This is a genomic window from uncultured Aureimonas sp. (genome assembly GCF_913775355.1).
Taxonomy (GTDB): Bacteria; Pseudomonadota; Alphaproteobacteria; order Rhizobiales; family Rhizobiaceae; genus Aureimonas.
The window spans coordinates 1-22382 of record NZ_CAJYIU010000330.1 but is presented as its reverse complement, the minus strand read 5'-3'; the positions used below and the strand labels follow the sequence as shown (position 1 = coordinate 22382).

Genomic DNA, 22382 nt, shown 5'->3' with positions numbered 1-22382 from the left:
CCGGTTTGAAGAATAGCTATCCGAGCGCTCCGGGCCGGTCTCATCGGCCGGTCTGCGCCCGGTGCCTCAGATAGTGATCCGCGATAGCGCAGGCCACCATGGCTTCGCCGATCGGCACCGCGCGAATGCCGACGCATGGGTCGTGCCGGCCCTTCGTCATCACATCGACCTCCTGCCCCTCGGCATCCACCGAACGGCGCGGTGTCAGGATCGAGGACGTCGGCTTCACCGCGAACCGCGCGACGATAGGCTGGCCCGTCGCGATGCCCCCGAGAATGCCGCCGGCGTGGTTCGACAGGAACTGCGGCCGTCCGTCGTTGCCCATGCGGATTTCGTCGGCATTGTCCTCGCCGGAGAGCGCGGCCGAGGCGAAGCCGTCGCCGATCTCGACGCCCTTGACGGCGTTGATCGACATGAGGCCCGCGGCGATGTCGGCGTCGAGCTTGCCGTAAAGGGGGGCACCGAGGCCGGGCGGCACGCCTTCGGCGACGACCTCCACCACGGCGCCGATCGAGGAGCCGCGCTTGCGCACGCCGTCGAGAAGCTCGGCCCAGCGCTCGGCCGTCTGCGCGTCGGGGCAGAAGAACGGGTTGCGCCGCGTCTCGTCCCAGTCGAAGCGCGAACGATCGATGGCGACATCGCCGATCTGGACGAGCGCGCCGCGCACGACGAGGCCGGGCACGACGAGGCGGGCGATCGCGCCGGCCGCGACACGCGTCGCCGTCTCGCGGGCCGACGAACGTCCGCCGCCGCGATAGTCGCGAACGCCGTACTTCATGTCGTAGGTGATGTCGGCGTGACCCGGGCGATACCGCCGCGCGATCTCGGAATAGTCCTTCGAGCGCTGGTCGACGTTGTCGATGTGAAGGGCGATCGGCGTGCCGGTCGACACGAGTTCGCCGTCCGCTTCGCCGGGCATGACCCCGGAAAGCACGCGCACCTGATCGGGCTCCTGTCGCTGCGTCGTGTAGCGCGACTGGCCGGGGCGGCGCTCGTCGAGATAGCGCTGGATCTGTGCTTCGGAGAAGCGCAGGCCCGGCGGCGTTCCGTCCACGACGCAGCCGATCGCGGCGCCATGGCTTTCGCCCCAGGTCGTCACGCGGAAGAGGTGGCCGAAGCTGTTATGCGACATGAGTGGTCTGCCGATCCCGTTGGCGCACGCGCGGCTCAGCGCGGCGGCCGTCTGGGCGGGGTTGATGCAGCGAATTCGTCGGCGCGGCAAGTCGCAGGGCGCCCGAAAAAACCATAATCGTCGTCGAACCTCGCTCCGGTCAGAATCGAGCGGGTGTGGAATGCTGCCCCCGCTCCCAGCCGGAGCCACCGGATGACGAGACGGGTCGTCGCCTTCTTCGCCTGTTCCTTCCTGAGCGTTTCCGCCAGCTATCCGGCGGCGGCGCGCGAAGTGGACGGAACGATCGAGCGGATCGACCGCGACGACGCGTCGCTCAAGCTCTCGGACGGCGCGACCTACCAGCTTCCCGAAACGTTCGACTACTCGGCTGTCCGGCCGGGCATGCAGGTCGTCGTGGTCTACGAGGCCGCGGCCTAGACCCAGGCGATCCGGCCACCTTCCGCCCGAAGGATTCGGTCCTGCGGAATGTCGGCGTGCGAAGCCTCCTGCGCGGACATCCCGGCGAAGACATTCAGGAAGGCGCGGGTGATTCCGCCGTGGGCCACGACGATGGTCGGCCGGTCGAGTTCTTGAAACACCGGCGCCGCCCGCTCGGCGAGGCTCTGATAGGTCTCGGCACCTGCGCCCGGCGGCTGAAAATGCCACTTGTCGGCGTCGCGCCGGGCGGACTCGGCGGGAAACCGGCTCGCCAGCTCGGCGACGGTATATCCCTGCCAGTCGCCGAAGTGGATCTCCTTCAGGCGCTCGTCGGTGCGGAAACCCTCGGGATCGAGACCCATCTCGCGGCGAATCGAGCGCATCGTCGCCGCGGCCCGCAGCATCGGGCTGGAGACGAAGGCGAACGAATGACCCTCTGCGCCGAGGACGTTGGTGAGATATCGTCCGTTCCGCCGCGCCTGCGCCTCGCCGGTCCGGTTGAGCGGAATGTCGCTTTGGCCCTGCAGGCGCGCAGCCGCGTTCCAGTCCGTCTGCCCGTGACGGCAGAGGTAGATCAAGGGAAGACTGATCACTGGATGGAGCCCGTCAGTCCTTGATGACGGAAATGTCGGGCGCGTCGACCGCCTTCATGCCGACGACGTGGTAGCCGGAGTCGGCATGATGCACTTCGCCGGTGACCGAGCGCGACAGGTCGGACAGGAGGTAGAGGCCGACGTCGCCGACCTCCTCGATCGTCACCGTGCGGCGGAGCGGCGCGTTGTACTCGTTCCACTTGAGGATGTAGCGGAAGTCGCCGATGCCGGACGCGGCAAGCGTCTTGATCGGGCCGGCCGAGATCGCATTGACGCGAATGTTCTTCGGGCCGAGGTCGACCGCCAGATATTTTACGCTCGCCTCGAGCGCGGCCTTGGCGACACCCATGACGTTGTAGTTCGGCATCACCTTTTCGGCGCCGTAGTAGGTGAGGGTCAGCATCGACCCGCCGTCGGTCATCAGCTTCTCGGCCCGCTGCGCGACCGCCGTGAAGGAATAGACCGAGATGTTCATGGTCTTGGTGAAGTTCGCTTCCGTCGTGTCGACGTAGCGGCCGGTCAGCTCGTCCTTGTCGGAGAAGCCGATCGCGTGGACGAGGAAGTCGAGCTTGCCCCACTTCTCTTCGAGCGCCTTGAAGCAGGCGTCGATCGTGGCCGGATCACCCACGTCGCAGTGGCCGCAGACGAACGCGCCGAGTTCGGCGGCCAGCGGCTCGACGCGCTTGCGCAGCGCGTCACCCTGATACGTGAAGGCGATCTCGGCGCCCTGGGCGGCCAGGGCCTTGGCGATTCCGAAGGCGATGGAGCGGTTGTTGGCGACGCCCAGAATGACGCCGCGCTTTCCCTTCATCAGGCCCAACGAATCTACCATGGCCTGAACTCCTTCGTTTCGTTTTGCATTTTCCCGTTGGGGCGGCGGTATGGCATAGCCACCCGCGGCCAGCAAGCGGTGGGAACAGTTGGTCGGCTGCGCTTAGGCGTCGCCCTGTCCGTCCCGCCGCTTCTCGAACAGCGCGACAAGTTCCGGCATCGGTTCGGCGGGGAGGGCGATCGACAGGGTCACAAGGATGTCGCCGCGCCCACCGTCCTTGCGCGTCAGACCCTTGCCGCGCAGGCGCAAGGTGCGACCCGACGTCGTCCAGGGCTGGATCTTCGTCGCCACCCGTCCGTCCAGCGTCTCGATGGTCACGCGCCCGCCGAGCACCGCGGTCTCGAGATCGACATCCTGTTCCAGGAGAAGGTCGCGGCCCGAAACGGAAAAGCGGGGATGGTCGGCGAAGGAGATCGTCACCAGCGCGTCGCCGGCTGGACCGCCGTTGAAGACGGCGGGCTGGCCTTGTCCGCGCAAGCGGATGACCTGGCCATCCTCGACGCCCTCCGGCAGGCGTATCGCGAGGCGCTTGCCGTTCGGAAAGATCGCCTCGACCTTCGCGTCGGAAACGACGTCCTCGAGACGCACCTTCAGCGTCGCGTTGATGTCCTCGCCTTTCGCGGGCGTGTTGCGTGCGGCATTGAAGCCCGAGCGCGCATTGCGCTTGCCGCCGAAGGTCTGCTCGAAGAAGTCGCCGAAGATGCTGTCGGCGCCCGCAAAGTCCGCCCCGTTGCGAAAATCGAACGAACCGCCGCTCGTCGTTCCGGAACCGAACGGACTGGCACCGCCGCCGCTGCCTCCGCCGCCGAAGCCGGAGAAGCCCTGAAATTTTGGCTTCCCGTCCCCGTCGATCTCACCGCGATCGAACTGTCCGCGCTTTTCCTTGTCGCCGAGGATTTCGTACGCCTGATTGGCCTCGTTGAAGCGAGCGCTGGCGCCCGCGTCGTCGCCATTGGCGTCCGGGTGATACTTCTTGGCAAGCTTGCGGAAGGCGGACTTGATCTCCGCCTCGCTGGCGGAGCGGGCCACGCCGAGAACGGTATAGGGGTCGCGCATGCGGGGTGGGGTTCCTGATCGGCTTGGATGAGTCTCCCGTGGGCATCATCGGGAATCGCCCAGCGTTTGGGCGATGGCGCAGTATATGGCGAGCCGTCGCCCGAAATTGAAGGGCTTCGTATACCGGGGGAACTGCTACCGGTCCTCCGAGAACCGCGTGAGGGTCCATTCCCCCTGACCCGTGGTGCAGGCCTCGCCGGCATAGAGCGCGACACCGTCGAAGCGCTGGCGCGACGTCGTGAACTGCCGGCAGACCGCGTCGCCCGCGCGCGTCTCCTTGATGGCGGTGATCGTGCCGCTTGCGCCGGTGTCCGCGTTCTGCCAGGCGAGCGGAGCCGCATCCACGGTCGCGATGTTGGCGGCCGATACGGCATTGCGCACCGTCCGGCTGTCGGACAGCGTTTCCGCCGCGACGGCGGGGTCGATCGGCGGGATCGAGGCGGTCGTCAGCGACTTGTCGACCGCCGCTTCCTCCAAACCCTTGCCGCTGATCACGGTGCAGCCGGACAGGCCTGCGGCAATGAGGCAGAGGAGAACGAGTCGCGTTCCTTCCATCATCGAAACTTGGCCTTTGCCACCGGCTACGTCTGACGTAGGAACCGGTGGATCATCATTCGAACAATTGGATTCAAGAATGAGCAATTCGACCTTAATGTTCGGTGAAGGCGGACTGCCTCTGGACCCTTACGAGGCTCTGAAGGTCTGGCTTCGCGATGCGGAGGAGACGGAGATCAACGATCCGACGGCGATGGCTCTGGCCAGCGTCGACGCGGACGGACTGCCGGATGTTCGGATGGTTCTCCTCAAGGCGTTCGACGAGCGCGGACTCGTGTTCTACACCAATTTCGAGAGCCGGAAAGGGGAGCAGATCCTCGGCGCGCGCAAGGCCGCGCTCTGCATGCACTGGAAGAGCCGGCGGCGGCAGTTCCGCGCCCGCGGGCCGGTCGAGGTGGTGACCAAGGCGGAAGCCGACGCCTATTTCGGGGGCCGCCCCCATGGTAGCCAGGTCGGCGCGTGGGCGTCGCAGCAAAGCCGCCCGCTCGCCAGTCGCGAAGTGCTGCAGGGACAGGTCGCCGAGGTCGAGGCGAAATACGGAAACGCCGTTCCCCGTCCGCCGCACTGGTCGGGCTTCCGCATCATGCCGGTCGAGATCGAGTTCTGGCAGGACGGCGAATTCCGCCTCCACGATCGCTTCCGCTTCGTGAAGGCGGCAGGCGATCGTGAATGGGCGATCGAGCGGCTTTATCCCTAACGACGCGGGCGGGGCGTTACGCTTCCGTGCCGCCCACCGTCATCTGATCCATCCGCAGGTGGGGCTGGCCGACGCCGACCGGCACCCACTGTCCCGCCTTGCCGCAGTTGCCGATGCCGAGGTCGAGGGCGGCGTCGTTGCCGACCATCGAAACCCGGTGCATCGCGTCCGGCCCGTTGCCGATCAGCATCACGCCCTTCAACGGTTCGCAGACCTTCCCGTCCCGGATCCGGTAGGCTTCGGTGCAGTTGAAGACGAACTTGCCTGACGTGATGTCGACCTGCCCGCCGTTGAAGGACACCGCGTAGACGCCGTCCTTCACCGAGGCGAGGATTTCCTCCGGCGTATGCGGCCCGTCCAGCATCATCGTGTTGGTCATGCGCGGCATCGGAGCATGGGCGAAGGACTGTCGCCGCCCGTTGCCGGTGGGCTGCATGCCCATCAGGCGCGCGTTTTGGCGGTCCTGCATGTAATTGACGAGCTTGCCGTCCTCGATGAGCACGGTGCGGTTCGTCGGTGTTCCCTCGTCGTCGACCGAGAGCGAGCCGCGTCGCTCCGAGATCGTGCCGTCGTCGACCACCGTGACGCCGCGTGCGGCGACCTGCTGGCCGAGGAGGCCTGAGAAGGCGGAGGTCTTCTTTCGGTTGTAGTCGCCTTCGAGTCCGTGCCCGACGGCCTCGTGCAGCATCACACCCGGCCAGCCGGAGGCCAGCACCGTATCGAAGGTTCCGGCCGGGGCGGGGAGGGCTTCGAGATTGAGTCGCGCCTGGCGCAGGGCCTCGTCGGCGAGCGAGCGCCAGCTGCCGCCTTCCATCAGACGAAGGAAGTCGTGACGGCCGCCGGCGCCGCCCGATCCGGTCTCCTGGCGCTCGCCGCGGCCGGCGACGACCGAGACGTTGAGGCGAACCAGCGGCCTCACGTCGCGCACGAGACGACCGTCCGCGCGCAGGATCTCGACCACCTGCCACTGCGAGGCGAGCGAAACGCTCACCTGCTGCACGGCTTCATCCGCATTTCGAAGATAGGCGTCGATCTCGCCGAGAAGCTTCACCTTTTCGGCGAATGTCGGTTCGGGAATCGGGTTCTCGCCGCCATAAAGCCGTCGGTTCGTGCCCGCCGGCCCTTCGGCGGCGACGCCGGAATGGCCGGACCGGACGGCGCCGACGGACGCCGCGGCGCGGCGCAGGGCAACCGCCGACAGGTCGCCGGAATGGGCGTAGCCGATCGCTTCGCCGGCGACGCAGCGGAGCCCGAAGCCCTGCTCGGTGGAGAAATCTCCCGCCTTCAAGCGTCCGTTGTCGAACAGAAGCGATTCCTGCTCGCGATACTCCATGAAGAGTTCGCCGTCGTCGGCACCGTGAAGCGTCTGTGCTACGACGCCCTCGACCTCCGCGCGCGACAGGTCGAAGAGGTCGATCAGGGAAGAAGCCATCTTACGCTCCGCTGGCCTACGTTGTGCCCGGCACAGATAGGCAGGCGGCGGCGCCTTGTCACCCGGCGCTTACGGGAGCGCGTCGAAGCCTTCGCGGAAGCCGGCGAGGTCGACGGGGATGCCGATTCCCTCTTCGGGCGTCTGGAAGACGATGAACGTCGCGGACTTGCCGGTCGACAGCGTGTCGCGCAGCGTATCCTCAAGGATCACCTCGGCATAGCAGCCGTCCTCGAAGCAGCGCACGAACTGCGCGCGGCCGATGTCCTTACCGTCGACATAAAGTCCCAACCCGTTCGGCAGGAGAATACCAAGCGGCGCCAGCACGCGCAGGATCCGCGCCTTGCCGTCCGCCGTCTTTAACGCGAGCACCGACAGGCCGACCTCGGGCCGGTCCTCGGCCACGACGTTCTGAAGCAGGGCGCATTGCTCGCCCGCCGCGCCGGCCGGCTGGTCGCAGACCACCGCCCAGGCCCCATGCTGCGACTTGACCGTACCGGTTTGCGCCTGTGCCGGGGCGGCCAAGAGGAAGGGGAGGGCGGCCAGGGCCGTGGCGAGTGCTAGCTTCATTGTGTCCTTCCTGGCACCGGGCGGCGACAAGGCTCGGTTTTCGCGCGCGAAATTAGCCGCGCGCCTGCGTGCCGTCGAGCCTGCCCCGACAGGTTCGCGCAACGCTCGCGGCCGGCGCGGACGGGCTGCAACATTCGCACTTTGTCGCAAGGACTCGTGTCGGCCGCTTGTTGCGAAATGGGCGGTTTCATGGTTGAAGCGCAGGAGGCACCTGCACATTAGCGGCATTCGAGTTTTGCGGCCTCAGAGCCCCGATCCGATCCGCGATGAGAGCGCAGACCGTGGGACGTAAAGCCTGCCACGAGGGAGAGCATTCGTGAAGAGACCAGCCCTAGCCGCCGCCGCGCTGGCCGGCTCGACCATGGCGGCGTTCGCGCAGGACAGCGCGCCGCACCCGGGTCAGCCGCATCCCTGGCAGATGAATCTCCAGGAAGCGCTGTCGCCGATCGAGGCGCAGATCCACTGGTTCAGCGCCTATACGCTGTGGTTCCTGGTGCCGGTCGTCATTCTCGTGGCGGCGCTCCTCGCCTGGGTCGCGATCCGCTATAGCGAGAAGCGCAATCCGATTCCCTCGCGCACCAGCCACAACACGGTGATCGAGGTCATCTGGACGCTCGCGCCCGTGTTGATCCTCCTGTGCCTCGCCATCCCCTCCTTCCAGCTTCTGACGGCGCAGTATAATCCGCCGCGCGAGCCGGAGCTGACGGTGAAGGCGACGGGCTACCAGTGGTACTGGGGCTACGAATACCAGCCGGCGCAGACCGTCGCCGCGGCGAGCTCCGCAGCTGCCGGAACGCCCGCCAATCCCGCCCAGCCGGCGGCCGAGCCGGTCTCCTACCTGTCCTATCCGATCCCGGACGACGCGCGCGCCGCGGCCGGCAAGGAAGACCGCGGCACCTACCCGCGTCTTCTCGCCGTCGACAACGAGATGGTCGTGCCTGTCAACACGGTCGTCCGTCTCCTGACGACGGGTGGCGACGTCATCCACTCCTTCGCCATGCCGTCGCTCGGCGTGAAGGTGGATGCCGTTCCGGGCCGCATCAACGAATACTGGTTCGAAGCGAACCGCGAGGGCATCTTCTACGGGCAGTGCTCGGAGCTCTGCGGCCGTGACCACTACAACATGCCGATCGGCGTGCGCGTGGTCAGCCAGGAGCAGTTCGCCACCTGGCTCGCGGCCGCCCGCGAGAACCTCGAAAACGCCAACGCTCAGCTGACCGCCGAGATCGCCTCCGCGAACTCGGTCGTGGCGCAGCGCTGAACCCTCCTCCAGGGAACGTCTCCATGGCTCATGCAGCTTCGCACGACGCCCATCCCCACCACCCGACCGGGTGGGTGCGCTGGGTCAATTCAACCAACCACAAAGACATCGGCATCCTCTACCTGATCTTCGCGATCGTCGCGGGTCTGATCGGCGGCAGCCTTTCGGTCGCGATCCGCGCCGAACTGCAGGAGCCGGGTCTCCAGATCTTCGGCAACCCGCAGATCTTCAACGTCTTCACCACGGCCCATGGTCTGGTGATGGTGTTCTTCATGGTCATGCCTGCCCTCATCGGCGGCTTCGGCAACTACTTCGTGCCGATCATGATCGGCGCGCCGGACACGGCGTTCCCGCGCGTCAACAACATCGCCTTCTGGCTTCTGCCGCCTTCGCTGCTTCTCCTCATCCTCTCGATGTTCGTCGAGGGTGCGCCGGGCGCGAACGGTGCCGGCACGGGCTGGACGCTCTACCCGCCGCTGTCGACCGCCGGCCATCCGGGCCCGGCCGTCGATCTCGCGATCTTCGCGCTGCACCTCTCGGGTGCCTCGTCGATCCTCGGCGCGATCAACATGATCACGACGATCCTGAACATGCGCGCGCCCGGCATGACGCTGCACAAGATGCCGCTCTTCGCCTGGTCGCAGCTCGTCACCGCCTTCCTGCTGCTCCTGTCGTTGCCCGTGCTCGCCGGCGCCATCACCATGGTGCTGACCGACCGCAACTTCGGCACGACGTTCTTCGCGCCGGAGGGCGGCGGTGACCCGATCCTCTACCAGCACCTCTTCTGGTTCTTCGGTCACCCCGAAGTCTACATCATGATCCTGCCGGCCTTCGGCATCGTGTCGCACATCATCTCGACCTTCTCGAAGAAGCCGGTCTTCGGCTACCTCGGCATGGCCTACGCCATGGTCGCCATCGGCGTCGTCGGCTTCGTGGTGTGGGCGCACCACATGTACACGTCGGGCATCTCGCTTAACACGCAGCGCTACTTCGTGTTCGCAACGATGGTCATCGCGGTGCCGACCGGCATCAAGATCTTCTCGTGGATCGCCACGATGTGGGGCGGCTCGCTCCGCTTCACGACGCCGATGCTCTGGTCGATCGGCTTCATCTTCCTGTTCACGGTCGGCGGCGTGACGGGTGTCAAGCTTGCCAACGCCGGCATGGACCGCGTTCTTCACGACACCTACTACGTCGTCGCGCACTTCCACTACGTGCTGTCGCTCGGCGCCGTCTTCGCGATCTTCGCGGGCTGGTACTACTGGTTCCCGAAGATGAGCGGCTACATGTACAACGAGACGCTCGGCAAGGTGCATTTCTGGGTCATGTTCGTGGGCGTGAACCTCGTGTTCTTCCCGCAGCACTTCCTGGGTGCCGCCGGCATGCCGCGCCGCTACGCCGACTACCCGGACGCGTTTGCCGGCTGGAACTTCGTCTCCTCCATGGGTTCCTACATCTCGGGCCTGTCGGTGATCCTGTTCCTCTACATCGTCTACGAGGCCTTCGCCCGTAAGCGTCTAGCCGGGGCCAACCCCTGGGGCGTCGGTGCCACCACTCTGGAATGGCACCTCTCGTCGCCCCCGCCGTTCCACCAGTGGGAAGAGCTCCCGCGCATCCGCTGAGCGGCGGCTTCGAAGATCGATCCCGGCTCCGGCCGGGATCACCCGTCTGAACGCCCGGCCCGGCGCCGCGCCCCTCTTCGGGACGCCGCGCGGACCGGGCGGACTGCAAGAGGCATGACGTTGAGCGCCATCGATTATCCCGCCGTCAGCGAAGCCCGCCCCGGTATCAGCCTGGCGGAGCCGGGCGACTACTTCGCCCTTCTGAAGCCGCGCGTCATGTCCCTCGTGGTGCTGACGGCCGCGACCGGCCTTCTAGCTGCGCCGGGCGCGATGAATCCCGTTCTTGCCTTCGTCTCGCTTCTCGCCATCGCGCTCGGCGCTGGGGCATCCGGTGCCCTCAACATGTGGTACGATCGAGACATCGACCGCATCATGACGCGCACGGCCAAGCGCCCGATCCCATCGGGTCGTCTCGCGCCCGAGAACGCCCTGTCCTTCGGCCTCGCGCTGTCGATCTTCTCGGTGATGCTGCTCGGCCTTGCGGCGAACTGGTTCGCGGCCGGCTTTCTTGCCTTCACCATCGCGTTCTATGCCGTGGTCTACACGATGTGGCTGAAGCGCTCGACGGCCCAGAACATCGTGATCGGCGGCGCGGCCGGCTCGTTCCCGCCGATGGTCGCCTGGGCGGCCGTGAGCGGTGGGGTCTCGTGGGAAGGGTTCGTCCTCTTCCTCATCATCTTCCTCTGGACGCCGCCGCACTTCTGGGCGCTCGCCCTCTTCAAGATGAAGGATTACGGCGCGGCCGGCATTCCCATGCTGCCGAACGTCGCAGGCGAGCGCTCGACCCGCCGCCATATCTTCGCATACTCGCTGATCCTCGCGCCGATCGGCGTGGTCCCCGCCGTCATGGGCTTCGCCAGCTTGGCCTATGGGGTCGTTGCGGCGGTGCTCGGGCTGAACTTCCTGCGCCTCGCCTACAAGGTCCTGCGCATGGAAGACGGCGACGTCGCGATGGTGCCGGCGAAGAAGCTGTTCGCCTTCTCGATCGTCTATCTCTTCGCCCTCTTCGCGTGGCTTCTTGTTGAGGGCATCCTCGTTCACGGGTGGGCGCTGCATGTCGCCTGAGCCGAGGGACGAACTCGTGCAACTGACCCCGGCCGAGCAGCGGGCGCGTCGTCGGCGATCCGTTGCGATCGGTGTGGTGCTCGCGGTACTGGTCGTGCTCTTCTACGTCGTCAGCCTGTTTCGCATCGGAGGAGGGCTCGGATGAACAGCAGACCCCGACGCACGCCTGCCGAGGCCGCGCGCCACGCCCGCACGATCGCGCTCGGCTGCGGTCTCTTCGTCTTCGGCATGGTGGGAGCGGCCTACGCGTCCGTCCCGCTGTATAAGCTGTTCTGCCAGGTCACCGGCTACGGCGGCACCACGCAGCGTGCGGAAACGGCGTCCGACACAGTGATCGAGCGTCCCGTCACCGTGCGCTTCGACGCGAATGCGTCCGGCCATGTGCCGTGGTCGTTCCAGCCGGTGGAGCGTCAGATCACGCTCAACCTTGGTGAGACGCGGCAGACCGCTTACCGCGTGCGCAACAATTCGGACAAGGCGGTCACCGCGAAGGCGACCTTCAACGTGACGCCGCTGACGGCCGGCATCTACTTCAACAAGATCCAGTGCTTCTGCTTTACCGAGCAGACGCTGAAGCCGGGCGAGGAGGTAGACATGCCGGTCGTCTTCTTCGTCGATCCGGCGATCCAGGACGATCCGGACCTTCGGGACGTTCCGACCATCACCCTGTCCTACACGTTCTTCCCGGTGGCCGACCCCAAGACACCGGTCGCCTCGGCGAAGAGCGAGGGAGCGGCTCAGGGTCTTTAGACTTCGCGGCGTCGTCGTCGGGGGACGACGGGGCCGGCGACAACAGGACTTCGACATCCAGTCGCATCGGCCGCCCATGGGCGGGACCATGCGGGACAAGCGGGACGGACCATGGCTGACACGCATATCAAGCACCACGACTACCACGTCATCGAGCCCAGCCCCTGGCCGTTCGTCGCCTCCGTCGGCGCCTTCTTCATGCTGTTCGGCGCCGTGGGACTGTTCCGCTGGGTCGCAGCCACTCCGTTCAACGTGTTCGGGATGAACCTCGCGACGCCCTGGATCTTCGCGTTCGGCCTTGCGATCGTCCTTTACACGATGTTCGCCTGGTGGTCCGACGCCATCAAGGAGAGCCACGAGGGCTTCCACACCCCGGTCGTGTCGATGCACCTGCGCTACGGCATGATCATGTTCATCGCCTCCGAGGTGATGTTCTTCGTCGCCTGGTTCTGGGCCTTCTTCGACGCCAGCCTCTTTCCGCATGAGGCCGTGCAGGCGGCCCGGGTCCAGGCGCTGGGCGGTCAGTGGCCGCCGGTCGGGATCGAGGTGATCGATCCGCTGCACCTGCCGCTGTTCAACACGATCACGCTGCTTCTGTCGGGCACGACCGCGACCTGGGCGCACCATGCGATGCTGGAGAACGACCGCAAGTCGTTGATCACGGGCCTTGCGCTGACGGTCGGTCTCGGCGCGATCTTCTCCTACGTGCAGTTTTACGAGTACGCCCACGCCCCGTTCGCCTTTTCGGGCTCGATCTACGGTGCGACGTTCTTCATGGCGACGGGCTTCCACGGCTTCCACGTCTTCGTGGGCGTGATCTTCCTCGCCGTCTGCCTGCTCCGCGCCATTCGCGGTCATTTCACCCCTGCCAAGCATTTCGGTTTCGAGGCAGCTGCCTGGTACTGGCACTTCGTCGACGTGGTCTGGCTATTCCTCTTTTTCGCCGTCTACGTCTGGGGCGGTTGGGGCGCCGAGATCCACGGCTGATCGGCCGACACCTAGCAATCATCAGAAGCGGCCGTCACCCGGCCGCTTTTTTCGTTGAGACGACAGCCTTTCGAAATGGACGGTCCGGCCATGGGCATGACGGAAGCCGCAGGAAGCGACACGCACGAAAGTCGGCCGCTGACACGCGCGCGCATCATCGCGATCCTCGTCGTCGGCCTTGCCGCGCTTGGCGTCCTCGTGGCGCTCGGTGCCTGGCAGGTCGAGCGCCTCCATTGGAAGGAAGGCCTGATCGCGACCATCGACGCCCGCATCCATGCGGCGCCGGTCGATGTCGCCGACGTCGCCAGGCGAGCGGCCGGCGGCGAGGACATCGACTTCGTGCCGGTCGAGGCGAAGGGACGTTTCCTGCACGACGGGGAGCGCTATTTTCTCGCGACCCGCGAAGGGGCGGCGGGCTGGCATGTGCTGACCCCGATGCTGCTAGCCGACAAGACCGTGGTCTTCGTCAACCGCGGTTTCGTGCCCTACGAACGGAAGGAGCCCGCGACACGCGCATCGGGCAACGCTCTCGGCGAGACCGCGATCACGGGGCTAGCCCGGACGGCGCCGACCGAGAAGCCTAACATGTTCGTGCCGGATAACGACCCGGTCAAGAACGCTTTCTTTTGGCGCAGCGTGCCGGACATGGCGGAGGGGCTCTCGCTTCCCCCCGGAAGCCGGCTGCTGCCGTTCCTGGTCGATGCCGGACCCGGCCAGGTCTCGCCGGATGCCCCGATCGGCGGGACGACGGTGATCGAGATCCCGAACAGCCATCTGGAATACGCGATCACTTGGTTCAGCCTCGCGGCGGCGCTGGCGGTCATCCTCGGCATGTTCCTGATGCACCTGCGGCGTCGTAGCCGGGTGGCGCCCAAGGGTTGACAGGATGGGGCCCGATCCCTTCATTCGCGCCGAACAGACCCGGAGACGATGTTGACTGCGATCGAGGACAAGCCGCCTCTCACGATCCGCCTGTGCGAGCCGCGGGGCTTCTGCGCCGGTGTCGATCGCGCGATCCAGATCGTCGTCCTTGCGCTGAAGCGCTACGGCGCGCCGGTCTACGTTCGGCATGAGATTGTGCACAACAAGTATGTCGTCGATGGGCTGCGGCAGATGGGTGCCGTCTTCGTCAAGGAACTCGACGCGATCCCCGACGACGGTCAGCCGGTCGTCTTCTCCGCTCACGGCGTGCCGAAATCCGTGCCGGCCGAGGCCGAGCGCCGAGAGCTTCTCTATCTCGATGCCACCTGTCCGCTCGTCTCGAAGGTTCACAAGCAGGCCATGCGCCACATGCGGCTCGGGCGGCAGGTTCTGTTGATCGGTCACCGCGGTCATCCCGAGGTCGTCGGCACGATGGGCCAGCTTCCCGAAGGCGCGGTGACGCTGATCGAGACCGAAGAGGATGTCGCTGCCTTCGCTCCCGCCGACCCGGCCGCGCTCGGTTTCGTCACGCAAACGACTTTGTCGGTAGAGGATACCGCCGGCATCATCGAGGCGCTGCAGCGCAAATTCCCCGAGATGCAGGCGCCCTCATCGGAATCGATCTGCTACGCCACGACGAATCGCCAAGACGCGGTCAAGGCGTCCGCCGAGGGGACCGACCTGTTCCTGATCGTCGGCGCGCCGAACTCCTCGAACTCGCGCCGCCTGGTCGAGGTGGCCGAACGCGCCAAGGCGAAACGCGCGCTGCTGGTCCAGGGCAAGCAGGACGTGCCTCTGGAAGCGATCGCCCCTGGCTCCGTCATCGGCATGTCGGCCGGTGCTTCGGCGCCCGAGGTGCTGACGGACGAGATCATCGCCGCCCTTCGCGAGCGCTTCGCGGTTCGGATCGAGCTGGTGCAGACCGCCGTCGAGGACGAGAACTTTCCCGTCATGCGCTCGCTGCGCGACGTTCCCCTGACGGCGGCCGACATGGCCTTCGTCAACGGCGACCGCCCGCTCCCCAACGTGCGGCAGGTCTGACATGGCCGTCTATACCGAAGTCGCCGAGGGCGATCTGGCCGCCTTCCTGTCGCGCTACGACGTGGGCCGCCTCCTCAGCTACAAGGGCATCGCGGAAGGGGTGGAGAATTCCAATTTCCTCGTGCGGACCGAGGGCGGAACCTACATCCTGACGCTCTACGAGAAGCGCGTCGATCGCAACGATTTGCCGTTCTTCATCAGGCTTCTCCAGCACCTCGCTGCGCGCGGCCTGTCCTGCCCGCTGCCGGTCGAGCCGCGCGACGGGGGGACGCTCGGCGAACTCGCAGGTCGACCGGCGGCCCTCTTCACGTTTCTGGAGGGCATGTGGACGCGGCGGCCGACCACTGACCATTGCTGCGACGTCGGGCGCGCGCTGGCTGATCTGCATGCGAAGTCCGCGGATTTCGAACTTCGCCGGCCGAACGCGCTGTCGGTCGCCGGCTGGCGTCCGTTGTTCGAAGGGTGCGGCGAAGCCGCCGACCGGGTCGTCGATGGATTGCGCGAGGAGATCGCGACGGAGCTTGCCGATCTCGAAGCGCGGTGGCCGTCGGACCTGCCGCGCGGCGTGATCCATGCCGATCTCTTTCCGGACAACGTCTTCTTCCTGTCCGGGGAGCTGTCCGGGCTGATCGACTTCTATTTCGCCTGCAACGACATCCTCGCCTACGATCTCGCCATCTGCCTCTGCGCGTGGTGCTTTGAGGTCGACGGCGCCTTCAACGTGACGAAGGGGCGGGCGATGATCGAGGGCTACAACGCCGTGCGTCCTCTCTCGGACGAAGAGCTCGATGCCCTTCCGCTGCTGGCTCGCGGGGCGGCCCTCCGCTTCCTGCTGACGCGCCTCTACGACTGGATCCACATCCCCGACACGTCCTTCGTGACCAAGAAGGATCCGCGCGAGTATCTGCGCAAGAACCGGTTCCATCGCGGCGTATCGTCGGTGGCGGACTACGGATTCCGCCGTGCGGGAGCGGTCGCATGAGCGAAACGTCGCGCGTCGACATCTTCACGGACGGCGCCTGCTCGGGCAATCCCGGGCCGGGCGGCTGGGGCGCCATTCTCCGTTTCGGCGACACCGAGAAGGAGTTGTCCGGCGGTGAGCAACTCACCACCAACAATAGGATGGAGCTTCTCGCCGCGATCGAGGGGCTCGGTGCGCTGAAGCGCCCTTGCTCGGTGCACCTTCATTCCGACTCGCAGTATCTGCGCGACGGTATCACCAAGTGGATTCATGGCTGGAAGCGCAACGGCTGGCGCACGGCCGACAAAAAGCCGGTGAAGAACGCCGAGCTCTGGCAGCGCCTCGATGCCGAGCGCGAGCTTCACGAGGTGACGTTCCACTGGGTTCGGGGTCACGCGGGCCACGCCGAGAACGAGCGGGCCGACGCGCTAGCGCGCGCCGGCATGGAGCCCTTCAAGAAGGCTCGGCGGTCGGCCGCGGGCTGACGGTCAGATTTGCGCCAGAAGGGTCTCGGCCGACGATGTGTCGGCCTGACCCGGCCCCGGTTCGATGTTCAGCTGCCGCACGACGCCGTCTTCGACGAGCATGGCGTAGCGCTTGGAGCGCAAGCCGAGGCCGCCGGCCGAAAGATCCGCATCAAGACCGACAGCCCTCGCGAATTCGCCGTTCCCGTCCGACAGGAAGAGGATACGGTCGCCGGCCTCCGTGGCCTTCTTCCAAGCCTTCATCACGTGCACGTCGTTGACCGCCGTGACGGCGATCGTATCCACGCCCTTGGCGCGCAGCGCGTCGTTATGCTCCAGGAAGCCCGGAAGGTGATTCATCGTGCAGGTCGGCGTGAAGGCGCCGGGAACTGCGAACAACACGACGCGCTTGCCGGCGAAGATGTCCGCCGTCGTCGTCGTGGTCGGACCGTCCTCGCCGGGAACACGGAACGAAGCGTCCGGGAGGCGATCGCCGATGGAAATGGTCATTCGGATTTACTCTCCGTGGTCGACCGATAAGGCGCGCGGCGACTCACCGCGGCGCGATCGGCACAGCGCGAGATAGTTGGGCACGCTCGTTCTGCGTCAACAGGATGTCGGCCGAAACCGGATGCGCGCCGCCGGTCGGGCGCGAAAGAGCGGGGAAGACGAGCGTTTCGGCCGGGCCGCCTTCCGCCGGGGAGGGCGCGCCGAACGACCAGCCGTCACCGGCGGAGACGAAGCCCTCCGGCGGCGGCCCCTCGATCGGCGAGGCGAGATCGACGAGGAGGGCGCTGCCGTCCGCATTCCAGCGCGCGCCGGACGCCCGCAGCGGACCCGCTTCATCCGGCACCACCGCTCCGGCCCGCATCACCATGGCTCTGTCGGACAGGCCGGGGTTCGGATCTGCCATCAACTCGGCCTGAACGGGAACGCAGAGTTCGCGGCAGACGCCGAGGAATGCCCGCAGTCGCAGGAGCGGCCGTGGACCGGAGGCCTCGGCCGTGATGGGCAGTTCGACGGTCTGAAGGTAGCCGATGCTCTCGGCCTCTCCTTCGCGGAACCGGCTGGGTACCGGATAGGCGAACCGCACCTTCCGGACGTCGGTGCTCCCCGACGTGTCGAGTTGCGGGGCGAGGCCGACCGGACCCGGCGCGATCCAGTAGGTCTTCCAGCCGGGCTCGAGCTCGATGGATAGGGCCCCGCGGATCGTCCCGTCCGCCTCGGGCGGAAGCGCGACGAGACGGAGGGTGACGCCCTCCTGACGATACCGGTCGCGATCAGCGGCATTGGCCGGTCCAAACATGAGTGATGCACCGAGAAGCGCGCCGGTCACCACGATCGCAAGACGGCCGGGACCTTCGAATGGGACGCTGGTGCAAAACCGCCGGGACATGTCTATCTTCCTCCCATGGACCTGGAAAACATGCGTAGCCGATCGACCGACGAGACGCCTTCCCTGGAGGGCCATTTCCTGATTGCGATGCCGGGCATGCACGACGAACGCTTCGCCCGGAGCGTGGTCTACGTCTGCGCGCATTCGCCGAACGGGGCGATGGGGTTCATCATCAATAAGGCGCAGCCCCTGAGCTTTCCCACGCTTCTGACCCAGCTCGAGATCGTCGAAAGCGCCGACGACATACGGTTGCCCCGGAAGGGGCGGGAGGTGTCGGTCTGCAACGGCGGGCCGGTCGAGCAGGGGCGGGGCTTCGTTCTTCATTCGGACGACTACGATTCGGAATCGACCGTGGAGGTCGACGACGGCATTTCCCTGACGCCGACGCTCGACATCCTGAAGGCGATCTCGCGGGGCGAGGGTCCGTCGAGCGCGATCATGGTGCTCGGCTATGCCGGCTGGAGCGCCGGGCAGCTCGAGTCGGAGATCGCGGCGAACGGCTGGCTGACCTGCGCCGCCGACCTCGACATCGTCTTCGCCAACGAACTCGAAGCCAAGTATTCGCGGGCGCTGGCGATCCTCGGCGTGGACCCCGCGTTCCTCGCGGCCGAAGCCGGCCACGCCTGACGTTCCGCAGCGCGCGGGGTCAGGCCGACCCGCGCCGGCTCCCGCGCTCCTGCAGCCGGCGCCGCGCCTCTTCGGCCGATAGCGGTTGACCGTACATGAAGCTCTGCGCGTACTCGCAGTTCAGCTTGCGCAGTTGCGCGGCGTCGGTGTCGTTGTCGACGCCCTCGGCGACGACGGCCAGCCCCAGTTCGTGCGCCATGGTGACGATGGAGTGCACGAGGATCGAGCGCTGCGGCACCTGCTCGCCGCGCAGGAACGACTGGTCGATCTTCAGCGTGTCGAACGGGAACCGCATGAGGTACGACAGCGACGAATAGCCGGTCCCGAAGTCGTCCAGCGACAGGCCGACGCCCATCTCCTTCAACCGCTCCAGGAGTTTGGCGGAGCGCTCGGGATTGTCCATGACCAGCGACTCGGTCAGCTCCAGCTTCAGCGTCTCGGGCGCGAGGTGATATCGCTTCAAAATCTGACGGACGTCGTTGAGGAGGTCCTGGCGGATGAGCTGGCGGCTCGAGATGTTGACCGAGCAGAAGAGCTTGGACTGACCCGGCAGCCGCTGCCAGTCGGCCAGCCGGCGCGCCGCCTCGTCGAGCGCGAACTGGCCGAGCTGCACGATGAGGCCCGTGCTCTCGGCCAGCGGAATGAACTCCGTCGGCGAGACGAAGCCGCGTTTGGCATGGTTCCAGCGCATCAGCGCCTCGAAGCCGGCGATCTCGCCGGTCGACAGCTTGATGATGGGTTGGAAGGCCAGCGAGAGCTCGTTGCGGCCGAAGGCGCGACGCAGGTCGGATTCCAGTTCGACCCGGCCGGAACTGTGAGTCTTGTAGGCCGAGCGGAAGGGTTCGATGCGGTCGCCCCCGAGGCGCTTCGCCTGATACATCGCAAGTTCCGCCTCGCGTAGAACCTCGTCGGCACCGGCGCCCTCGGTCCAGCCGGTCAGGCCGATCGAGGCGGTCAGGATGATGTCCTGATTGGCGAAGGTGATCGGCGCGCGCACGGCATCCCGCAGCGTTTCGGCGAATGCGCCGACCGCCGCGACGTCGCTTTCCGACATCAGGATGACGCCGAACTGGTCGCTCGACAGCCGCGCCAGCGAGTCCTGCGGCTTGAGGACGCGTTTCAGGCGGCGGCCGACGGTGAGGAGGATCGTGTCGCCGGTGGCGATGCCGAACTCGTCGTTGACCTGCTTGAACCGGTCGATGTCGACCATGAAGAGGGTCGGTCGGACGTCGGGGCGCGTCGCTGCGAGACAGGAGATCGAGTCGAGCCGGTCAATGAAGAGTTCGCGGTTGGGCAGGCCCGTGAGCTGGTCGTGCAGCGCGTCGTGGAGGAGGCGCTCCTCGGCCTTCTTGCGCTCCGTCACGTCCTTCAGCGTGCCGACACAGCGCACAACCTCGCCGTTGCTGCCGAGCACGGGACGGGCCTGCAGGCTCATCCAGTGGTAGTGCCCGTTGTCGTCGCGCACCCGGAAGTCCTGCGCGATCCGGCCGCGCCGGTGCTCGAGGATCGTGTCCAGCGTGATCTTGAAGCGGTCGCGGTCGTCGGGGTGAAGGATCGGCAGCCAGTCGCGCGCCGGGCCGTTCATCGCCGCGACGGGCATGCCGTCGAGCCCTTCGGTGTCGCAGCCGGCGAAGATGCGATCGCGCGCGACGTCCCAGTCCCAGATCGCGTCGCCGGTACCCGCCAGCGCCAGCGATCGCCGCTCCATGTCGGACAGGAGGCCGCCGGCGAACGAGCCGCCCGCGAAGGCGTGCTGCATCACGGTGAAGCCGATCAGGAGGACGATGAGCACGAGACCGCCGCCGAGCGCCGGCTGGATGATGTCGTTGTCGATTCGGCCCGTGACCGTCAGCCATCCCGCCGCGATCCAGACGACGATCAGGAGCCATGTCGGGATCAGCATGATCGCGCGGTCGTAGCGCATTGCCGAGAGGTAGAGGATCAGCAATAGCCCGAAGCCGGCCGTCGCCGTCATCGACATGCGCGCGATGCCGGCCGCCATCGGCGGATCGAAGGCCGCGAGCACGCCGAGCGCCCCGAGCCCGACCAGCCAGAGCGCGGTGAAGGCCGACAGGATGCCGTGCCAGCGGTTGAGGTTGAGGTAGGCGTAGAGGAAGACGACGAGCGTGAAGGCGAGGGCGACCTCGGTGCCGGCGCGCCATATCCGCTCCTGACCCGGTACGATGGGCACCAGCTTCTGCCAGAAATCGAAGTCGATGCAGATATAGGCCAGCACCGCCCAGGCGAGCGCCGCGGTCGCAGGGAACATCGGCGATCCCTTGACCACGAAAAGGATGGTCAGGAACACGGCGAGGAGGCCCGCGATGCCGAGCACGATGCCGCGATACAGGGTGAAGGCGTTCACCGTGTCCTTGTAGGCGTTCGGCTCCCACAGCCGAATCTCGGGCAGCCGGTCGGACGACAGTTCGGCCACGAAGGTGATGATGGCGCCCGGATCGAGCGTCACCAGGAAGACGTCGGCCTCGGGGCTTTCCTGACGGTCGAGCGCGAACCCCTCGGACGGCGTGATCGCGGCGATGCGCTGCGAGCCGAGGTCGGGCCAGAGGAAGCCGGAGCTGGCGAGGCGGAAATGGGGTGCGACGACGATCCGGTCGATCTGCTCGTCCGTGTTGTTGGACAGAGCGAACACGGCCCAGTCGCCCGAGGGATTGGCGGCGGTCGATTCCACCTCGATGCGACGCACGATGCCGTCCGCGCCAGGCACGGTCGAGACCTGGAAGTTGCGGCCGCGATCGCGGAAGATCTCGACCGCCGGCTCTAGATCGATCGCAATGTCCTCGCGGCCGATCGACACGGGAGACAGGGCATGACCCGGCCCCGCCGCCAGACACGCGATCAGCAGCGTCAGAAAGCACAGGACGTGGCGGGCGAGGCGGAAGGTTCGCGGCATCGAGGGCGTGTGGGCCTTTGTTCGCAAAAGCGAGGGGTCGTCAGGATGCCGACGGCATGGCGCGGCCCAGCGCCCGATCGTCGGACAGAATCGAGTAGAGCAGGTGATCCTCCCAGACACCGGCGATTTTGAGATACTGGCGCAGGTGCCCCTCGCGGTGGAAGCCGGATTTTTCGAGAAGCCGGATGGAGGCGGCATTCCGGGGAAGGCAGGCGGCTTCCAGCCGATGGAGGCGCAGGACGTCGAAGGCGAACTCCATCACCGCCTCGACCGCCTGGGACATGACACCACGGCCGGCGAACGGTTGGCCCATCCAGTAACCCAGCGTTCCGGTCTGGGCGACGCCGCGTTGAATGCGCCCGAGCGTGAGGCCCCCCATCAGCACGGCTCCCTCGCGGTCGAACACGAAGTAGGTGTAGCTGGTTCGCTGACGCGCATCCAGTCGATAGCGGCGCAGGCGCAACCGGTAGGAACTGCGGTCGAGCTCGTCCGCGGTCCAGCTCGGCTCCCATGGCGTCAGGAAGCCACGGCTGTGCTCGCGCAGGTCCCGCCATGCCTCGTAGTCCGTGCCGCGCGGCAGGCGCAGGAGGACGTCCGGCCCCGCCAGCACAGGCTGAGCCGCCGGCTGAACCCAGTCGAAGAAGGCCATGGCCGAGCGTTCGCCTAGATCGAGACGAGATTGCGGGCCGGCAGCGACGCGGAATTGACGGCGACGCCCTTGGCGATCTCGCCGATATCGGGAAGGCGGGAGATCGGACCGATCGCGGCGAGCGTCGGCGTCGTGCCGAGGAACGTGCGGGCCGCAAGGTCCGTCAGGCGCGGCGCATCGATCGCGGCCAGTCGCTCGAGGAGTTCGGCATTTTCGAGAACCGCGCCCTTGAACATCAGTTGACGCGCGATCTGCCCGGCGCGGGAGGCGGGGCTTTCCTGGCTCATCAGGAGGCTGGAGCGCATCTGCGCGCGTGCGCGATTCACTTCCTTCTCGGTGATTCCCTCGGTGGCACGCACCAGCTCCGACACGATCACCGGCGCCAGCTCGGCCATTTCCTCTTCGCCGGTCGCGGCATGGACGCCGAAGATGCCGGTGTCGGAGAA

Annotated in this window: 24 protein-coding genes and 1 pseudogene; 13 read left to right on the top strand and 12 right to left on the bottom strand. The window is 66.6% G+C overall.

Annotated features, from left to right (window positions below; translation table 11 throughout):
- Positions 1-40: 40 nt before the first annotated feature.
- Positions 41-1132 carry a chorismate synthase gene (gene aroC, locus QZ753_RS20495; protein ID WP_294646449.1) on the bottom strand — a complete coding sequence of 364 codons (1092 nt, stop codon included), beginning with the start codon at positions 1130-1132 and terminating at the stop codon, positions 41-43.
- Positions 1133-1324: 192 nt separating this feature from the next.
- Here aroC and QZ753_RS20490 point away from each other — a divergent pair, with 192 nt between their 5' ends.
- Positions 1325-1549, top strand: a complete 225-nt coding sequence (locus QZ753_RS20490; protein ID WP_294646448.1) for a DUF1344 domain-containing protein — start codon at positions 1325-1327, stop codon at positions 1547-1549.
- Here the strand turns inward: QZ753_RS20490 and QZ753_RS20485 are convergent.
- The 4 genes from QZ753_RS20485 to QZ753_RS20470 form a co-directional block, all read right to left on the bottom strand.
- Entirely contained in the window at positions 1546-2139 is a 594-nt protein-coding gene (locus tag QZ753_RS20485; protein ID WP_294646461.1) for a histidine phosphatase family protein, read from the bottom strand. The genes QZ753_RS20490 and QZ753_RS20485 overlap by 4 nt on opposite strands.
- Before the next feature lie 16 nt (positions 2140-2155).
- On the bottom strand, positions 2156-2974 hold the full coding sequence (gene fabI / locus QZ753_RS20480) for an enoyl-ACP reductase FabI (RefSeq protein ID WP_294646447.1): 819 nt from the start codon (positions 2972-2974) through the stop codon (positions 2156-2158).
- Positions 2975-3076: 102 nt separating this feature from the next.
- Positions 3077-4030: a DnaJ C-terminal domain-containing protein gene (locus QZ753_RS20475; protein WP_294646445.1), complete on the bottom strand. Its 954-nt coding sequence runs from the start codon at positions 4028-4030 to the stop codon at positions 3077-3079.
- A gap of 135 nt (positions 4031-4165) precedes the next feature.
- Positions 4166-4588 carry an RT0821/Lpp0805 family surface protein gene (locus QZ753_RS20470; RefSeq protein ID WP_294646443.1) on the bottom strand — a complete coding sequence of 141 codons (423 nt, stop codon included), beginning with the start codon at positions 4586-4588 and terminating at the stop codon, positions 4166-4168.
- A 76-nt stretch (positions 4589-4664) separates the two neighbouring features.
- On the opposite strand from QZ753_RS20470, the gene pdxH reads away from it, so the two are divergent.
- The gene (gene pdxH / locus QZ753_RS20465) at positions 4665-5282 is read left to right on the top strand and encodes a pyridoxamine 5'-phosphate oxidase (RefSeq protein ID WP_294646441.1); all 618 of its coding nucleotides are present in this window, start codon (positions 4665-4667) and stop codon (positions 5280-5282) included.
- 16 nt (positions 5283-5298) lie between these two features.
- Here pdxH and QZ753_RS20460 read toward each other — a convergent pair whose 3' ends face one another.
- Together QZ753_RS20460 and QZ753_RS20455 are read right to left on the bottom strand one after the other, a co-directional pair.
- Positions 5299-6714: a metallopeptidase TldD-related protein gene (locus tag QZ753_RS20460; protein ID WP_294646439.1), complete on the bottom strand. Its 1416-nt coding sequence runs from the start codon at positions 6712-6714 to the stop codon at positions 5299-5301.
- 69 nt (positions 6715-6783) lie between these two features.
- The gene (locus tag QZ753_RS20455; RefSeq protein ID WP_055883868.1) at positions 6784-7281 is read right to left on the bottom strand and encodes an invasion associated locus B family protein; all 498 of its coding nucleotides are present in this window, start codon (positions 7279-7281) and stop codon (positions 6784-6786) included.
- A gap of 361 nt (positions 7282-7642) precedes the next feature.
- Between QZ753_RS20455 and coxB the strand changes: the two genes are divergently transcribed.
- The 10 genes from coxB to rnhA all read left to right on the top strand — a co-directional run bounded on the left by coxB (position 7643) and on the right by rnhA (position 16374).
- Positions 7643-8542: a cytochrome c oxidase subunit II gene (coxB, locus tag QZ753_RS20450; protein WP_294646459.1), complete on the top strand. Its 900-nt coding sequence runs from the start codon at positions 7643-7645 to the stop codon at positions 8540-8542.
- A gap of 23 nt (positions 8543-8565) precedes the next feature.
- On the top strand, positions 8566-10164 hold the full coding sequence (gene ctaD / locus QZ753_RS20445) for a cytochrome c oxidase subunit I (RefSeq protein WP_055883876.1): 1599 nt from the start codon (positions 8566-8568) through the stop codon (positions 10162-10164).
- Between the two features lie 114 nt (positions 10165-10278).
- Complete coding sequence (locus QZ753_RS20440; protein ID WP_294646437.1) at positions 10279-11229, top strand: heme o synthase; 951 nt, start codon at positions 10279-10281, stop codon at positions 11227-11229.
- Positions 11219-11374 carry a protoheme IX farnesyltransferase gene (locus tag QZ753_RS20435; protein ID WP_294646435.1) on the top strand — a complete coding sequence of 52 codons (156 nt, stop codon included), beginning with the start codon at positions 11219-11221 and terminating at the stop codon, positions 11372-11374. Before QZ753_RS20440 ends, QZ753_RS20435 begins: the two co-directional genes overlap by 11 nt.
- A complete protein-coding gene (locus QZ753_RS20430) occupies positions 11371-11979 on the top strand; it encodes a cytochrome c oxidase assembly protein (RefSeq protein ID WP_294646434.1) in 609 nt (202 codons plus the stop codon). The genes QZ753_RS20435 and QZ753_RS20430 overlap by 4 nt, the downstream gene beginning before the upstream one ends.
- A 111-nt stretch (positions 11980-12090) precedes the next feature.
- The gene (locus QZ753_RS20425) at positions 12091-12966 is read left to right on the top strand and encodes a cytochrome c oxidase subunit 3 (RefSeq protein WP_294646433.1); all 876 of its coding nucleotides are present in this window, start codon (positions 12091-12093) and stop codon (positions 12964-12966) included.
- A 90-nt stretch (positions 12967-13056) separates the two neighbouring features.
- Complete coding sequence (locus QZ753_RS20420; RefSeq protein ID WP_294646432.1) at positions 13057-13848, top strand: SURF1 family protein; 792 nt, start codon at positions 13057-13059, stop codon at positions 13846-13848.
- Positions 13849-13896: 48 nt separating this feature from the next.
- Positions 13897-14928 (top strand): 4-hydroxy-3-methylbut-2-enyl diphosphate reductase, encoded by a 1032-nt coding sequence (ispH, locus tag QZ753_RS20415; RefSeq protein ID WP_294646430.1) that lies wholly within the window; start codon positions 13897-13899, stop codon positions 14926-14928.
- Position 14929: 1 nt separating this feature from the next.
- Positions 14930-15910: a homoserine kinase gene (locus tag QZ753_RS20410; RefSeq protein ID WP_294646428.1), complete on the top strand. Its 981-nt coding sequence runs from the start codon at positions 14930-14932 to the stop codon at positions 15908-15910.
- Entirely contained in the window at positions 15907-16374 is a 468-nt protein-coding gene (gene rnhA / locus QZ753_RS20405) for a ribonuclease HI (protein WP_294646426.1), read from the top strand. Before QZ753_RS20410 ends, rnhA begins: the two co-directional genes overlap by 4 nt.
- A gap of 3 nt (positions 16375-16377) precedes the next feature.
- Here the strand turns inward: rnhA and QZ753_RS20400 are convergent, their stop codons facing one another.
- Complete coding sequence (locus tag QZ753_RS20400) at positions 16378-16863, bottom strand: peroxiredoxin (protein WP_294646425.1); 486 nt, start codon at positions 16861-16863, stop codon at positions 16378-16380.
- Positions 16864-16906: 43 nt separating this feature from the next.
- Positions 16907-17749 carry a protein-disulfide reductase DsbD domain-containing protein gene (locus tag QZ753_RS20395; protein ID WP_294646423.1) on the bottom strand — a complete coding sequence of 281 codons (843 nt, stop codon included), beginning with the start codon at positions 17747-17749 and terminating at the stop codon, positions 16907-16909.
- Positions 17750-17779: 30 nt separating this feature from the next.
- On the opposite strand from QZ753_RS20395, the gene QZ753_RS20390 reads away from it, so the two are divergent.
- Complete coding sequence (locus QZ753_RS20390) at positions 17780-18376, top strand: YqgE/AlgH family protein (protein WP_294646421.1); 597 nt, start codon at positions 17780-17782, stop codon at positions 18374-18376.
- 19 nt (positions 18377-18395) lie between these two features.
- On the opposite strand, the gene QZ753_RS20385 is transcribed toward QZ753_RS20390, so the two are convergent.
- The 3 genes and pseudogenes from QZ753_RS20385 to QZ753_RS20375 form a co-directional block, all read right to left on the bottom strand.
- The gene (locus tag QZ753_RS20385; protein ID WP_294646419.1) at positions 18396-21287 is read right to left on the bottom strand and encodes an EAL domain-containing protein; all 2892 of its coding nucleotides are present in this window, start codon (positions 21285-21287) and stop codon (positions 18396-18398) included.
- 40 nt (positions 21288-21327) lie between these two features.
- Positions 21328-21936 (bottom strand): GNAT family protein, encoded by a 609-nt coding sequence (locus QZ753_RS20380; RefSeq protein ID WP_294646418.1) that lies wholly within the window; start codon positions 21934-21936, stop codon positions 21328-21330.
- 14 nt (positions 21937-21950) lie between these two features.
- Positions 21951-22382, bottom strand: a pseudogene (locus QZ753_RS20375) (insulinase family protein); the annotation flags it as partial.